Below are 14597 nucleotides of genomic sequence, written 5' to 3'. Positions count from 1 at the left end.
TGGCTTTGAGCCTGACAACGCTGGCGAAACTTGCCCCATATTGCTCCTATCCGTTCGGTGTAGGTTTTAATCGCACTCAATTTGACGGAAAAGAGGGGGTAGATTATGCGCGACCCGATTCTTGCATTGAGAATTTCGGATATGCTCGCCGGGTTGGGCTGCCCGGTGCAGCGATCTATTGGAGGAGATTACATTGACCGCTTCCCTTAGCTACCCGCTCGAAAACCAGGGCATACAAACCACGGCGCAGATCTTCGCCAACCTCGGTACGGCGCCGCTGGTCGAGCAGGCTGTCACGAACGGGGAGGGGATGCTTTCGGCGGACGGTCCTTTCGTCGTGGCTACCGGCAAGCACACCGGACGCTCGGCAAAGGACAAGTTCATCGTCAAGGACGCCGAGACGGAAAACTCGGTGTGGTGGGGCAAGACCAACGTCCCGATGACGCCGGAACATTTCCAGGCGCTCAAGGAAGATTTCCTGGCCGAGGTGGCCAAGCAGGATAAGCTCTACGTTGCCGACCTTTTCGGTGGCTCGCAGCCCGAACACCGCGTCAAAGTCCGCGTCGTCAACGAGTTCGCCTGGCACAACCTGTTCATCCGCACGCTGCTGGTGCGGCCGAGCGCGCAGGAGCTGGACGGCTTCGTGCCCGAATACACCATCATCGACCTGCCCAGCTTCCGCGCCGATCCGCTGCGCCACGGCTGCCGCAGCGAGACGGTGATCGCGGTCAACTTCACCGAGAAGCTGATCCTCATCGGCGGCACCTCCTATGCGGGCGAAATGAAGAAGTCGGTCTTCGGCATCCTCAACTACCTGCTGCCGCCCAAGGGCGTGATGCCGATGCACTGCTCGGCCAACATCGGCAAGGACGGCGATACCGCCGTGTTCTTCGGTCTTTCGGGCACCGGCAAGACCACGCTTTCGGCCGATGCGTCGCGCACGCTCATCGGCGATGACGAGCATGGTTGGTCGGACACCGCCGTGTTCAACTTCGAAGGCGGCTGCTACGCCAAGATGATCCGGCTTTCGGAAGAGGCCGAGCCGGAAATCTACGCGACCACCCGCCGTTTTGGCACCGTGCTTGAAAACGTGGTGATCGATCCGGAAACGCGCAAGATCGACCTCGACGACAACTCGCTCGCCGAAAACAGTCGCGGGTCCTATCCGATCGACTTCATTCCGAACTCGTCGAAGCACAACCTCGGCCCGGTTCCCCAGAACATCATCTTCCTGACGGCCGACGCCTATGGCGTGCTGCCGCCGATCGCGCGTCTCACGCCGGATCAGGCGATGTATCACTTCCTCTCGGGTTATACCGCGCGCGTTGCCGGGACCGAGATCGGCGTGACCGAGCCGGAAGCGACCTTCTCGACCTGCTTCGGCGCGCCGTTCATGCCGCGCCATCCTACCGTCTACGGCAACCTCCTGAAGGAGCGGATCGCCAAGGGCGGCGTGAAGTGCTGGCTGGTCAACACCGGCTGGTCGGGCGGCAAGGCCACGATGGAAGGCATCAGCCGCATGCCGATCAAGGCCACCCGCGCGCTGCTCAACGCGGCCCTCGACGGCAGCCTGAACAGCGCCGAGTTCAAGGAAGATCCGAACTTCGGTTTCGAGGTTCCGGTCGCGGTTCCCGGCGTCGACACCAAGCTGCTCGATCCGCGCGGCGCCTGGGCCGACGGTGCCGAGTACGACAAGACGGCGCAGACGCTGGTCAAGGCCTTCATCGAGAATTTCGAGCAGTTCGAGGCTCACGTCGACGAAGGCGTGCGCAAGGCGGCTCCCGTCGCTGCCTGACCGACCGGCACTGCAAAACAACCGAAGGGGCTCCGGGATCATGGTTCCGGGGCCCCTTGTTTTGTCATGCACCGGGTGCATGGTGTCCGGATCACCTCAAGGAGAAACCGCAGATGGGACTTTTCGACGGTATTCTGGGCCAGGTCAGCGAACATGCGGACGTCGGCAATCTGGCCAGTCAGCTCGGGATCGATCCGGCGATGGCGGAAAAGGCGATCGCCGCGCTCGGCGTGGCCCATCAGCAGGAAGGTGACACGGCGCAGCTTGCCGCGCGCAAGACGGGGCTCGACATGGCGCTGATCCAGCAGATCATCGCGGCGATCGGGGGTGAGGGCTCGCTTTCGCAGTTCGCCAATCAGATCGCCGCGGACCCGTCGAAAGTGACGGCCCTGCTCGACCGGGACGGGGACGGCAGCGCCGTCGACGACCTCACCGATATGGCGAAGGGATTCTTCGGCAAGTCCTGAGCATAGCCGGGCTGGACAGGGCCCCGCCGTAGCGAGACCCTGCCTCTCTGACTTGTTCAGGCCTTCGTGGCCGCGATGTAGGCGCTGATGTTTCCTTCGAGCACGTCGAGCGGGACATTGCCGCCGTCGACAACCGCCTGGTCGAAATCGCGCAGGTCATAGGCCTGGCCGAGTTCCGCGATGGCGCGCTGGCGCTGGCGGTTGATCTGGTTGTGGCCCATCTTGTAGCCGCAGGCCTGACCGGGCCATGAGCAGTAGCGGTCCACTTCGTTGACCACTTCCTCGCGCTTATTGCCGTTCTTCTCCATGAAGAAGCGCACTGCCTGTTCGCGCGTCCAGCCCTTCGAATGCAGGCCGGTGTCCACGACCATGCGGCAGGCGCGGAAAGCGATCGACTGCAGATAGCCGAGGCGACCGACCGGGTTGTCTTCATAGGCGCCGAGTTCGTCCGCCAGTTGCTCGCCGTAGAGCGCCCAGCCTTCCGAATAGGCGTTGAAGGCGAGGATCGAGCGGATCAGCGGCAGGCGGTTGGCGTATTCGCCCTGCCACACGTGACCGGGGATCGCTTCGTGATGGACCAGCGTGGGCAGATCGTACTTGCGGTGCAGGTCGGTGGTGCGCAGGTTGATCCACATCTTGCCGGGGATCGTGCCGTCCTTCGAACCGGCGCCGCCGTAGGCGGTGGGCGCACCGGGTTCCTCGGACAGGGGCAGGCGGCGAACCTCGACATTGCCGGGGACGAGGGTGCGGAAGGCCCGCGGCATCTGGGCGCGGATCCAGTCGATCCGGTGCTGGATGAAGGAGAGGATTTCCTTGCGCCCCGGATCGCCCTCGGGGAACATGAAGCGCGGGTCCTTGCCCAGCGCCGTCATGCGTTCGCCCACGGTCCCTTGCGTATAGCCCAGGCTCTTGAGGATCGGGTCCATGCGGCCGTGCAGTTCGGCCAGCTGTTCCCGGCCGATCTTGTGGATTTCCTCGGCGGGAACGCGGGTTGTCGTGCTGGCGCGCAGCGCCCAGTCGTAGAACGCGCTGCCATGCGGGCGTTCGCGCATGCCGGGATCGCCGGTGGCAAGAGCGCGCTGGCGTTCGAGTTCGGCAAGCTGGCGTTCGAGTGCCGGCACCACTTCGCTTGCGACGATCTGCTGCGCCTGCCTTTCCCAGTCGCCCGGAATGTCCTGCGTGCGCTTGACCAGGGATTTGACCATGCTGCCGCCGCCCTCGCGGGCATCGGCGACGGTGCTGGTCATCTGGGCAATGGCGCGCTCGAGCAGGAAGTCCGGGGGGACAAGCCCCTGTCCGGCGGCGCTCTGCATACGTTCAAGCTCGCCGTCGAGCTGCTCGTCCATCTGGCCCAGGCGCGCGATGTAGGCGTCTGCATCCTCGGCATCGTGCACCGGGTGCTCCGCATCGAGAAAGCGCGGGGTATCGAGATAGGCCCCCACGTTCTGGATGACGACATAGGGCGTGTTGCGCCAGCCGCCGACGGCGACATCGCCATAGGGCTGGGCGAAGCCGTCTAGCGCGGTCGAATAGGCGCTCTTCACGACGGCGAAACTGGTGCGGGTAGAGTGATCGAGGGCACTGGTGTCGACTGCCCCGATGCGGGAGAGATCCTCTCGCAATGTTGCCGCGAGCGACTGGATGCCCGCCGGCGAGCGGTCTTCGAGGCGGTAGCGCATCCATGTGTGCGGGCCGGTATCCACGCCGAGGCTTGTCGCCTGCCCCGGCGAATGTTCCATCAGGCGCCACGCGATGGCGTCCAGCATGGCGGCGCCGGCCTGGTTGGAGGCGGGGCTCGCGGTAGCGCCCGCTGGTGCGAGCAAGGGACGGGCGAGGCCGCCGAAAGCGACGCCGGCGGTTCCTGCGGCGAGGAGGTTGAGGGCCTTGCGCCGGGAAAGGGGGCGGCGCGGATCGGGAAATGCTGGGGGGGAAGTGTCTGGCATGCGCGGTTGATGGCGGGCCGACCACGCCGAGTCAAACCGGCTCGCGCCTCGCGCCCCGCTGCGCTAGGGGCAGGGCATGAACATTGCCCTATCCCTGCTCGTCTTGACGGCCGTGGCCCTCGTGCTGGGCGCAATTTTCCTCTGGAATCGCGAAGGTTACCGCAAGCAGGCGTTGCTCATGCTGGTGCTTGCCGGGGTCATGGGCATCAACATCCTGATCTGGACGCTGCCCACGCCGGACGGAAAGTCGCTGTCCGGCGAGGCGCAAAAGGAACAGGCGCCGGAGTAGCTCTCCGACGCCTGCCTGAAACTCAGCCTTCGGTGCCGCCTTACTTGATCGGGCAGTCCGGCGAGAGGCGCATGTCGAGATAGTTGTCGACCGAGCGCATCAGGTCTTCGGTTTCATGTTCGAAGAAGTGGTTGGCGCGCGGGATCTCGTCGTGGTGGATGGTGATGTGCTTCTGCGTACGCAGCTTGTCGACCAGCTTCTGGACGGCATTGGGCGTTACCACCGTATCGGCCGTGCCCTGAATGATGATGCCCGAAGCCGGGCAGGGGGCCAAGAAGCTGAAGTCGTACATGTTCGCCGGCGGTGCGATCGAGATGAAGCCGCGGATTTCCGGACGGCGCATCAGCAGTTGCATGCCGATCAAGGCGCCGAAGGAATAGCCGGCGATCCAGGTCGTCTGGGCTTCGGGATGGATCGACTGCACCCAGTCGAGCGCGGCAGCCGCGTCGGACAGTTCGCCGATGCCGTTGTCGAAGCTGCCCTGGCTGCGGCCGACACCGCGGAAGTTGAAACGCAGCGTCGCGAAGCCGCGGTTGACGAACGTCTTGTACAGGTGCTGGGTGATGCGGTCGTTCATCGTTCCGCCCGCCTGCGGGTGCGGGTGGAGAATCATTGCAACCGGAGCGCGCGGGCGCGGAGCGGGCTGGAACCGACCTTCGAGACGACCTTCGGGACCGGGGAAAATGACTGCGGGCATGTTTTTTCTGGCCTGACCTGTTGAAACTCCCGCCCCGCGGCGGCGCTGGGGCTCGTAACCGACGGACGGGAGTGGAAAAGATACGGGTGGCTATATAGAACCCTTGGCCCTGAAAACAACTTTGCAGGCAATGTCCCAAAAACGGATATATCTCGATCACGCCGCAACCACGCCGCTGCTCCCGCAAGCGCGCGAAGCTTGGCTGCATGGTGCCGACATCTGGGCCAATCCCTCGAGCCCGCACGCCCCCGGCCGTGCGGCGCGCGCGGCGCTGGAAGAGGCGCGCGCGCGCGTGAAGGCAGCGCTGGCGTGGGAGGGGGAAGTGGTCTTCACATCCGGTGCCAGCGAGGCGCTCGCCATCGCACTGGGGCAGGCGAAGGCACCGCTTTCCGCCGTCTCTCCGGTCGAGCACGACGCCGTGTTGCGCCTTGCCGCCAATGCACCGAGCCTTGCAGTGGATGCCTGCGGGCGTGCTGATCCCGCAGACACCGGGCTCGCGGGGCTGGTGGCGGTGCAACAGGTCAACAGCGAAACCGGTGTCGTGCAGGATCTCGATGTCATTGCCAGATCGGTCCGATCCGCCGGTGGAGTGCTTCTCGCCGACTGCGCCCAGGGGGTGGGCAAGCGCGCATTGCCGGAGGCGGACCTGATTGCCCTTTCCGCGCACAAGTTCGGCGGGCCGATCGGGACAGGGGCGCTGCTGGTGCGGGACTGGGGCCTTCTCCATCCCACTGGCGGACAGGAACGCGGCTACCGGCCGGGCACCGAGAATCTGCCCGGCGTGCTGGCCATGGCGGCAGCGCTGGAGGCGGGCTCGGAGTGGATGATCGAGGCCCGGCGACTTCGCGAAAGGCTCGACCGGGCAATCGTGCAGGCAGGCGGCGACGTGGTCGCGGCCGAGGCGCATCGGGCACCGACCATCGGGGCCTACCGGATGCCGGGCAAGTCCGCGAATGCGCAGCTGATTCGCTTCGACGCGATGGGCATCGCCGTTTCCGCCGGAAGCGCCTGTTCCTCCGGCTCGCTCAAGACCAGCCATGTTCTGCAGGCCATGGCCTATCCCCACCCCGCCGAAGTGATCCGCGTCTCCATCGGTCGCGAGACGACCGAGGCGGAGATCGACGAATTCATCGCGGCGTGGAAGCAGATCGCCGGGATCGGAGCGCGCGCATGATCTACCTCGACTATCAGGCGACCACGCCGCTTGCGCCCGAAGCGCGCGAGGCGATGCTGCCGTGGCTCGGCGGGCCGGGCACGGTCGGTTTTGCCAATCCGCATAGCCCGCACAGGCCCGGACGGGCTGCTGCTGCCGCTGTGGAAGTGGCCCGCGAACAGGTTGCGGCCCTGCTGCCGCCGGGTGGACGCGTGGTGTTCACGTCCGGCGCTACCGAAGCGATCAATCTCGCCATGGCGGGCAGCGGGGTTTCCCGTTTTACCGTGTCGGCCATCGAACATGCAGCGGTGCTGGATACGGCGCGGGCGCTCGATCCCTCCGTGCACATACTTCCCGTCGATCCGGAGGGGCTGGTGGACTCTCAGGTCAACTTGCATGAGGACATTGGTCTGTTGGCCGTCATGCAGGTCAACAACGAGATCGGAACGATCCAGCCCGTCGAGGCCCTGGCGGAGCGGGCGCACGAAGCTGGCGCGCTGTTCCTCTGTGATGCGGTTCAGGGGGCAGGCAAACTTGCCCCGCCGGGCAATGCCGACATGATCGCGATATCCGCGCACAAGCTCTACGGTCCCAAGGGCATCGGCGCGCTTTGGGTGCGCGACGGGCTCGATCTGAAGCCTCTCATCTATGGCGGTGGCCAGGAACAGGGGCTGCGCTCGGGCACGCTGAGCCCCGCGCTCTGCGCCGGGTTCGGTGCAGCCGCAGCGCTCGCGAAGGAGCGCATGGAGGCCGATGCGGCGGTGGTCGAAGGGCTGTGGAAGCAGGCGCGTGAAAAGCTCTCCCGCTGGACGCTCAACGGCTCGGCCACCCGGCGCTGGCACGGCAATCTCAACTTGCGGCTGGAGGGGCTCGACGTCGCCCGGCTCATGTCCGACTTGCGCGACCTAGCTTTTTCCGCAGGTTCGGCCTGCGCCAGCGGATCGGGTAGGCCCAGCCACGTACTCCGCGCCCTTGGCCTGACGGAAAAGGAGGCCAAAGCCTCTATCCGTTTGGGATTTGGGAGATATAGTGAGGCGGGGGAACTCGAGGATGCCTGCGCTAGAATAGATGCCGCTGCGGCGGCGCAGGGAGTCTGACTTGCTGAATGTGCATTTTATAACGGCGGAAGGGGAAAAGGTTGCGGCACAGGCCGAACCGGGGGCTCGCCTGCTGGAAGTGGCTCAGAATGCGGGCATGCCGCTGGAGGGCACATGCGAGGGCCAGATGGCCTGTTCGACGTGCCATGTCATCGTTGCACCCGAATGGTTTGCCAAGCTTCCTTCTGCCTCGATGGAAGAGGAAGACATGCTCGATCTCGCTGCGGGGGTCGCGCGGACCAGCCGTCTTTCATGCCAGATCGAATTGACGCCGGACCTCGACGGAATCGAGGTGCGGATACCGGGCGTCTCGCGCGACATGCAGATCGGCTGATCCGCGCGGGGCCGGGCCGGCCGAGGGAAGCCGACCCGAACAGCATTGCTCAGGCCGCCTCTGCCATTTCCTTCACTGCCGCGATCATTGCCTTAGAGAACGCCGGGATGTCATCCGGCTTGCGGCTGGTGATCACGTTTCCATCGACGACGACTTCCTTGTCGACCACTTCGGCGCCGGCATTGCGCAGGTCGGTGCGGATCGACGGCCAGCTGGTGAGCGTGCGGCCCTTCGCGACACCGGCTTCCACCAGCAGCCACGGACCGTGACAGATCGCCGCAACCGGCTTGCCGACTTCGACGAAGGTGCGCACGAGATCCACGGCGGTGGTGTTCATACGCAGCATGTCCGGGTTCATCTGGCCGCCCGGCAGCACGAGGCCGTCGAATTCGGTCGCCTTCACATCGTCCAGCGTCATGTCGACCTTGACCGGATCGCCCCAGTCTGTGTGCTTCCAGCCCTTGATCTCGCCGCTTTCCGGACTGGCGACGACGGTTTCGATGCCGGCATCCTTGAGGGCATCGCGCGGGCCGGTGAGCTCCGACTGCTCGAAACCGTTGGTGGCGACGATGAGTACGCGCTTGGGCATGGTGTTCTCCTTTGTGAATTGCTTTCACATAAGGAATGAATGGCGGAAAACTTCGGTTCCGCCCGTTCCGCTCGGGCCGTCGCGTTGCTAGGGCTGTCCGGCCATGGTGACCACGACCGACGACGATTCCGATCCTTTTGACGCCATTGTCGATGCGCCGTTCGACGCCGCTCTGTCGGAGCGGTACCTCGTCTACGCATTGTCCACGATTACAGCGCGTTCGCTGCCGGACCTCAGGGATGGTCTGAAGCCCGTCCACCGCCGCCTGCTCTGGGCGATGCGGCAGCTCAAGCTCGATCCGGCCAGCGCCTACAAGAAGTCCGCCCGCGTCGTCGGCGACGTGATCGGCAAATACCACCCGCACGGCGACGCATCGGTCTACGATGCGATGGTGCGCCTCGCGCAGGACTTTTCGTTGCGCTATCCGCTGGTGCAGGGGCAGGGCAACTTCGGCAATATCGACGGCGATAACGCGGCGGCCTACCGCTATACCGAGGCGCGCCTGACCAAGACGGCCATCCAGCTCATGGCCGGGCTCGACGAAGGCACCGTCGATTTCATCCCGACCTACAATGGCGAGGAAAGCGAGCCGGAAATCTTCCCCGGCCTGTTCCCCAACCTGCTCGCCAATGGCGCCACCGGCATCGCCGTGGGCATGGCCACCTCGATCCCCAGCCACAACGTTGCCGAGATCATCGATGCGACGCTGCTGCTGATCGACAATCCCCATACCGAACATGCCCAGCTCATGGAGGTGTTCAAGGGGCCCGACTTCGCGACGGGCGGTCTTGTGGTCGACAGTCCGGAAGTGATCTCGCAGGCCTACGAGACCGGCAAGGGCGCCTTCCGCATGCGCGGGCGTTTCTCGACCGGGCGCGACGAGGCCGGGACCTGGGAAGAGACCGGGGTCGAGAAGCTGGGCGGCGGGCAGTGGCAGCTCGTCGTGTCCGAAATCCCCTACATGCTCGCCAAGGGCAAGCTGATCGAGCAGATCGCGCAGCTCATCGGCGACAAGAAGTTGCCGATCCTCGAGGATATCCGCGACGAGAGCGACGAGCAGATCCGCATCGTCCTCGTGCCCAAGAGCCGCAATGTCGATCCGGAACTGCTGAAGGAAAGCCTCTATCGGCTGACCGACCTCGAAAGCCGGTTCAGTCTCAATCTCAACGTGCTGGATTCGCACCGGACTCCCGGCGTTATGGGGCTCAAGCTGCTGCTGCAGGAATGGGTCTACAGCCAGATCGATATCCTGCTGCGCCGCACCCGCCACCGGCTCGACAAGATCGCCTCGCGGCTGGAACTGGTCGAGGGCTACATCATCGCCTACCTCAACCTCGACCGGATCATCGAGATCATCCGGACCGAGGACGAGCCCAAGCCGGTGATGATGGCCGAATTCAATCTCACCGACCGGCAGGCTGAAGCGATCCTCAACATGCGGCTGCGCTCCCTGCGCAAGCTCGAGGAAATGGAACTGCGGCAGGAACGCGAGGACCTGCTGAAGGAACAGGACGAGCTGCAGAAGCTGCTCGACAGCCCGGCCCGCCAGCGCACCCGCCTCAAGCGCGACCTCACCACGCTGCGCAAGGACTACGCCGAGACCACGGAGCTGGGCCGCCGCCGCACCACGATCGCGCAGGCCAAGCCGACGGTCGAATTCTCGATGGACGCGATGATCGAGAAGGAGCCGATCACGGTCATCCTCTCACAGCGCGGCTGGATCCGTGCGGCCAAGGGGCATGTACCGCTCGACGGCGATTTCAAGTTCAAGGAAGGCGACGGCCCGGCCTTCACCTTCCATGCGCAGACGACCGACAAGATACTGATCGCGCTGGACAATGGCCGCTTCTATACCCTCGGCGCCGACAAGCTTCCCGGCGCTCGCGGTTTCGGCGAACCGATCCGGACCATGGTCGACATTGATGCCGACGCGCATATCGTTGCCGCTATGCCGCACCGTCCCAAGACGCAGCTTCTGCTCGCATCCAACCTCGGCAGGGGCTTTGCCGTGGAGACCGACGAAATTCTGGCCGAGACCCGCAAGGGCAAGGCGGTCATGTCGACAAAGCCGGGTGTGCGCCTTGCCGTCGTGCGGGAAATCCCGCCCGAACACGACCACGTCGCCGTGGTGGGCGATAACCGCAAGCTGGTGATCTTCAGTCTCGAGGAATTGCCGGTCCTTGCCAAAGGGCAGGGCGTAACCCTGCAGCGCTACCGCGATGGCGGCATGTCCGACGTCACGACGCTCAAGCTTGAAGAGGGCCTGTCCTGGACGATGGGCGGCGACAGCGGTCGCACCCGCACCGAGAAAGACATGGTGATGTGGAAGGTCGCCCGCGGTGCGGCCGGACGCCTGCCGCCGAACGGCTTCCCGCGCGACAACAAGTTCTGAGCCTGATTCCCTCCCCCATCGAGGGGGGAGCCGGGGGCTTACACCTCGTCCACTGGCTGCGGATGATGTGGTACGAGGATCAGCGTCCTGCCCTCAACCCGCCAGCTGGCGAGGCGGGAGAGCAGGTTCATCCCGATGACATTGGCATTGCCCAGGCCCGGCGCGACCACGGCGTCGAGATCGCGCGCGACGATGTTGCCTATGCGCAGTTCGTCGATCGTGCCGAGTTGGGCCTGTATGGTGCCGTTGGCCGTGCGCATCAGCACCGAGCGGTTCATCGGGTTTTGCCGGATATCCGCATCGTTGGCCGTTCCCGGAGAAATCGCTGTCAGCGTTGCGCCAGTGTCGACGAGGAAGTCGCGCTCCACCCCGTTGACGGCCGCGCGTATCCAGAAGTGGCCGTCCGGCTGCATCGGCACGCGCGTTTCGGTTCCCTCCACGCTCTGGCGCGGCATCCCGAGCTGGGGTAGCGCGAAGTCGGTGCCCGTGGTGAACCGGGTGACCTGGGCGATCGTCAGCAGCAGTGCGGCCAGCAGGCCGAGGTTGCCGAGGCCCCTCAGAAATCCGCCGAGCATCGGCGCGCCGCGTCGTATCATACCGCCCAGGACACTGACGAATATCGCCGCCATGGCCAGCGCCAGCAGCGGCTGCTCGGCGAGGTAGGAGGCGATTTCGGACAGATCCATGTTCGGCTTCTAGCAAAGACCAGATTGACCGGGGCTGACCGTAATCAGATTCCCCCTTTCGGCATGACCCGCCGTATCTGGGGAGCCGCCGTCTTTGGAACAAGGATCAGCTTGTTGCCCTCCACCCGCCAGCTTGCGAGCTGCGAGAGCAGGTTCATGCCGATCACGTTGATCTCCCCGGCGGTGTCCGGGGCAATGGCGACAGTGAGCCCGTTCGCCTCGATCCCGCCGAAACGCAGTGACGAAGCCGTCGCCTTGCGCGCCACGATGGGGCCGTTGGCGGTGTCGAGAAGCATGCCCTCGTCGCCCTCGTCGGGCATCAGCCCCGCCCTGGTGGCGGTTTTCTCGGAGACGCCGGTATAGGTCGCGCCGGTGTCGACAAGAAATTCGGTCGGGGCGCCGTTGAGCTCCGCTTCTACCCAGAAGTGCCCGTCGACGCGCATGGAGATGATGGTTTGATTGCCTTCGACGCCTGCGGGACGGGTCCGGTCGAGCCAGACCGCCGCTTCCGAGCGGGTATTGTGGCCCGCCAGTTCGGCAATCGTCAGCAGCAGGGCGCCGGCGAGGCCGAGGTAGGCCGTATTGCGCAGGCCCTGCGCCAGGCGGGGCCGCGTAGCCGTCAGCATTCCGGCCAGCACGGCAAGCAGGATGGCAAAGATCGTGAGCGCCAGAAGCGGCTGGTCGAAAAGGTAGCGGCCCAGTTCGCCCAGATTCATCCGGTGTGACCTTTCAGGTCCTCGTCCAGCAGGGCCAGGACGCGACCTTCATCGGGAAAGCCTTCGGAAATCCAGCGGTCCTCGACTCGTCGCAGGGTGCGCGCGACCTCGGGTCCGGCACTGACGCCGCGGGCGACGATCTGGCCGCCCTTGAGCGGAAAGGTGGGAATGTCCCAGTCTTTCAGTGTCGAGACGTCGGCGCCGGCTAGCAGCAGCCGATCGAGCGCGCCGTCACGGCCCAGCCGATAGGCAAGGGAGCGGGCATCGCCCGGTACATCCTCGCGTGCTGCTGCCGTGGCGAGACGTTTCTTCTGCGCGCCCGAAAGGCGAAAGCGCGAGGCGACCTGTTCGGCCAGCGGTACTTGCGCCGGAAGAAGCGCGGCCAGGCGGCGCAGCGCGTCCGGCGCGATCCCCTGGGCCTTTTCGCAAGCGACCAGCGCTGCCAGCGCTGCGGGATCGGCTTCGGGCAGGATCACTGGCAGGACGCCGAGTTCTGCCATGCGCTGCACGGTCGGTGCCGGGTCTGCCAGGCCGAGCAGGTTCATGGTTTCCATCCCGACGCGTTCGCGCGAAAGGCCCTTGAGTGTCGCGGAAAGATCCTGACAGGCGCTTTCTGCTTCTTCGTCAGCGGGTTGTGATCCGAACCTTGCCTGGAATCGGAAGTAGCGCAGGATGCGCAAGTGATCCTCGCGGATGCGCTGGCGGGCATCGCCGATGAAGCGCACGTGGCGCTTTTCCAGGTCCTGCTTGCCGCCGAAGTAGTCGAAGATCTCGCCGCTCTGCGGATCGGCATAGAGCGCATTGATAGTGAAATCGCGCCGCGCCGCGTCCTCGCGCCAGTCACTGGCGAAGGCTACCGTGGCGCGGCGGCCGTCGGTACTGACGTCATGGCGCAGCGTGGTGATCTCGACCGGACCGCCGGGCAGCACGGCGGTGACGGTGCCATGCTCGATCCCTGTGGGCACATTGCGGATGCCGGCTGCATCGAGCCGCTCGATGACCTCGGTCGGGTGCAGCACGGTGGCCATGTCGATGTCCTTCACCGGCAGGCCCAGCAGCGTGTCGCGTACGGCACCGCCGACGAAGCGAACCTTGTCCTTGCCAAGGGCAACCGTGAGGCCGGCGATGTCCGCGCGGTGCATCCAGGGGGCGTCCAGTGTATCCGTCATTTCCAGACCCCGCTCATCCCGAGCGTGTCGGAGGATGCCAGCAAGGCGCCGAAACGTCCTTCGACAGCCTCAGGACGAAGGGTCCGGGAGATCACTTCAAGCTGCATGCCACTCGAGCCTGCCTGCGAGGTTGTGGAGGATCGCGCCCGTCACACCCCAGATGACGTGATCCTGCCGTTCGTCGGACCATGTGATTTCGACGAAACTGTGCTGGCGGCCTTCCCAGTCTATCGTCCGCGTCATCTGGTTGGCGCGGTCGAGCACGAAATCGACGGGGGCTTCGAACCACTGCGCGACTTCGGCAGGATTGGGGTGGATAGCGAGATCGGGCGGGACGACGCCGATGACCGGCGTTATCTCGTAGCCGCTGCCGGTGCGGTAGCGGTCGCTGGTGCCGATCACGCGCACGTCTTCGGGATCGATGCCGAGTTCCTCGTTCGCCTCGCGCAGAGCTGCCTGTACCGGCGTTTCACCCGGATCGATGCGACCGCCGGGAAAGGCGATCTGGCCGGGATGGGCGCGCATGTTCGAAGGGCGGTGGAGCAGTAGCATACCCGGCCGTTCACGCTCGGTAATGGCGATGAGCACGGCGGCGGGCTTGAAGCTTTCGATCTCGTGGATGCGTGGGTCTATCCACAAGGCGGGCGGCGCCTTGGCATGGCCGGCTTCGTACCGGCGGGAGACTTCGTCGAACAGCGTGCTCATGCCGGCTGAAGCGAGAAACGGGCGCCCTGGCTGGTCACGGACAGGTCATTGCCGGCCAGCGCGATCTCCGCAAGCTGGGTGTAGGTGCTGCGGTTCAGCCTGGCCTCGGTGCCGTTGCGCACACCCAGATAGAGCGCGGGCGTATCGGGATCGCCCTGGGCGCGGATGGGGTGGTCGGGTCCGGCGATGACCAGGTCGTCGGTGTTGAGCCGGAACGCAAGGGCATCGCCGTCCTGCTTGACGTCAATGGCGATGAAGGCGGCGTCCTCGACCTCGATCGAGAGTTTCTGGGCGGGCGTGACCAGCCAGTGCCGACCGTCCTCGTCACGCGTCAGCAGCGAGGCGAAGGCGCGGACCATCGCCGGGCGCTTGATCCGGCTGCCCTGATGGAACCAGCGTCCGTCCGCGGCAATGCGCATCTCGCTGTCGCCGGTGTTTTCGGGCGACCATTGCGAGACCGGCGGCAGTTTGCGCGCGGCGACGAGCTCGGCCACTTCGGCGAGCGACAATCCGGCAAGTTCGGGTGGCGGTTCGTACGGCATCGTTTCGCGATGCCAGATAGGGC

15 protein-coding genes are annotated in these 14597 nt (G+C 65.2%); 7 read left to right on the top strand and 8 right to left on the bottom strand.

The window, feature by feature from the left end:
- Window positions 1-193 precede the first annotated feature (193 nt).
- Together LK12_RS12965 and LK12_RS12960 are read left to right on the top strand one after the other, a co-directional pair.
- Window positions 194-1795, top strand: coding sequence for a phosphoenolpyruvate carboxykinase (locus LK12_RS12965; protein WP_039284371.1), 1602 nt, complete (start codon window positions 194-196; stop codon window positions 1793-1795).
- Window positions 1796-1908: 113 nt separating this feature from the next.
- Window positions 1909-2262: a hypothetical protein gene (locus tag LK12_RS12960; protein WP_039284369.1), complete on the top strand. Its 354-nt coding sequence runs from the start codon at window positions 1909-1911 to the stop codon at window positions 2260-2262.
- A 56-nt stretch (window positions 2263-2318) separates the two neighbouring features.
- Here LK12_RS12960 and LK12_RS12955 read toward each other — a convergent pair whose 3' ends face one another.
- Entirely contained in the window at window positions 2319-4205 is a 1887-nt protein-coding gene (locus LK12_RS12955) for a DUF885 domain-containing protein (RefSeq protein ID WP_039284366.1), read from the bottom strand.
- 76 nt (window positions 4206-4281) lie between these two features.
- On the opposite strand from LK12_RS12955, the gene LK12_RS12950 reads away from it, so the two are divergent.
- Window positions 4282-4494, top strand: coding sequence for a hypothetical protein (locus LK12_RS12950; protein WP_039284364.1), 213 nt, complete (start codon window positions 4282-4284; stop codon window positions 4492-4494).
- A 40-nt stretch (window positions 4495-4534) separates the two neighbouring features.
- On the opposite strand, the gene LK12_RS12945 is transcribed toward LK12_RS12950, so the two are convergent.
- Complete coding sequence (locus tag LK12_RS12945) at window positions 4535-5191, bottom strand: alpha/beta hydrolase (RefSeq protein ID WP_039284362.1); 657 nt, start codon at window positions 5189-5191, stop codon at window positions 4535-4537.
- 130 nt (window positions 5192-5321) lie between these two features.
- Here LK12_RS12945 and LK12_RS12940 point away from each other — a divergent pair, with 130 nt between their 5' ends.
- The 3 genes from LK12_RS12940 to LK12_RS12930 are packed head-to-tail and all read left to right on the top strand — an operon-like array spanning window position 5322 to window position 7775.
- Window positions 5322-6365: a cysteine desulfurase family protein gene (locus LK12_RS12940; protein ID WP_039284360.1), complete on the top strand. Its 1044-nt coding sequence runs from the start codon at window positions 5322-5324 to the stop codon at window positions 6363-6365.
- Window positions 6362-7441, top strand: coding sequence for a cysteine desulfurase family protein (locus LK12_RS12935; protein ID WP_039284357.1), 1080 nt, complete (start codon window positions 6362-6364; stop codon window positions 7439-7441). The genes LK12_RS12940 and LK12_RS12935 overlap by 4 nt, the downstream gene beginning before the upstream one ends.
- The gene (locus tag LK12_RS12930) at window positions 7413-7775 is read left to right on the top strand and encodes a 2Fe-2S iron-sulfur cluster-binding protein (RefSeq protein ID WP_052223369.1); all 363 of its coding nucleotides are present in this window, start codon (window positions 7413-7415) and stop codon (window positions 7773-7775) included. The genes LK12_RS12935 and LK12_RS12930 overlap by 29 nt, the downstream gene beginning before the upstream one ends.
- A gap of 49 nt (window positions 7776-7824) precedes the next feature.
- On the opposite strand, the gene LK12_RS12925 is transcribed toward LK12_RS12930, so the two are convergent.
- Entirely contained in the window at window positions 7825-8364 is a 540-nt protein-coding gene (locus LK12_RS12925) for a type 1 glutamine amidotransferase domain-containing protein (RefSeq protein WP_039284355.1), read from the bottom strand.
- Between the two features lie 103 nt (window positions 8365-8467).
- Between LK12_RS12925 and parC the strand changes: the two genes are divergently transcribed.
- Window positions 8468-10756, top strand: coding sequence for a DNA topoisomerase IV subunit A (gene parC / locus LK12_RS12920; protein WP_039284353.1), 2289 nt, complete (start codon window positions 8468-8470; stop codon window positions 10754-10756).
- 38 nt (window positions 10757-10794) lie between these two features.
- Here the strand turns inward: parC and LK12_RS12915 are convergent, their stop codons facing one another.
- From LK12_RS12915 to LK12_RS12895, 5 genes are all read right to left on the bottom strand, one after another.
- Complete coding sequence (locus tag LK12_RS12915; protein ID WP_039284350.1) at window positions 10795-11442, bottom strand: retropepsin-like aspartic protease family protein; 648 nt, start codon at window positions 11440-11442, stop codon at window positions 10795-10797.
- A gap of 44 nt (window positions 11443-11486) precedes the next feature.
- Window positions 11487-12158 (bottom strand): retropepsin-like aspartic protease family protein, encoded by a 672-nt coding sequence (locus tag LK12_RS12910; RefSeq protein ID WP_039284347.1) that lies wholly within the window; start codon window positions 12156-12158, stop codon window positions 11487-11489.
- On the bottom strand, window positions 12155-13327 hold the full coding sequence (locus LK12_RS12905; protein ID WP_039284346.1) for a CCA tRNA nucleotidyltransferase: 1173 nt from the start codon (window positions 13325-13327) through the stop codon (window positions 12155-12157). The genes LK12_RS12910 and LK12_RS12905 overlap by 4 nt, the downstream gene beginning before the upstream one ends.
- 96 nt (window positions 13328-13423) lie before the next feature.
- On the bottom strand, window positions 13424-14032 hold the full coding sequence (locus LK12_RS12900) for a CoA pyrophosphatase (RefSeq protein WP_039284343.1): 609 nt from the start codon (window positions 14030-14032) through the stop codon (window positions 13424-13426).
- Window positions 14029-14574 (bottom strand): DUF1285 domain-containing protein, encoded by a 546-nt coding sequence (locus LK12_RS12895; protein WP_039284341.1) that lies wholly within the window; start codon window positions 14572-14574, stop codon window positions 14029-14031. The genes LK12_RS12900 and LK12_RS12895 overlap by 4 nt, the downstream gene beginning before the upstream one ends.
- Between the last annotated feature and the right edge of the window lie 23 nt (window positions 14575-14597).

The sequence above is a fragment of the Novosphingobium malaysiense genome, assembly GCF_000802225.1.
Classification (GTDB): domain Bacteria; phylum Pseudomonadota; class Alphaproteobacteria; order Sphingomonadales; family Sphingomonadaceae; genus Novosphingobium; species Novosphingobium malaysiense.
This window is presented reverse-complemented; position numbering and strand designations above follow the sequence as displayed.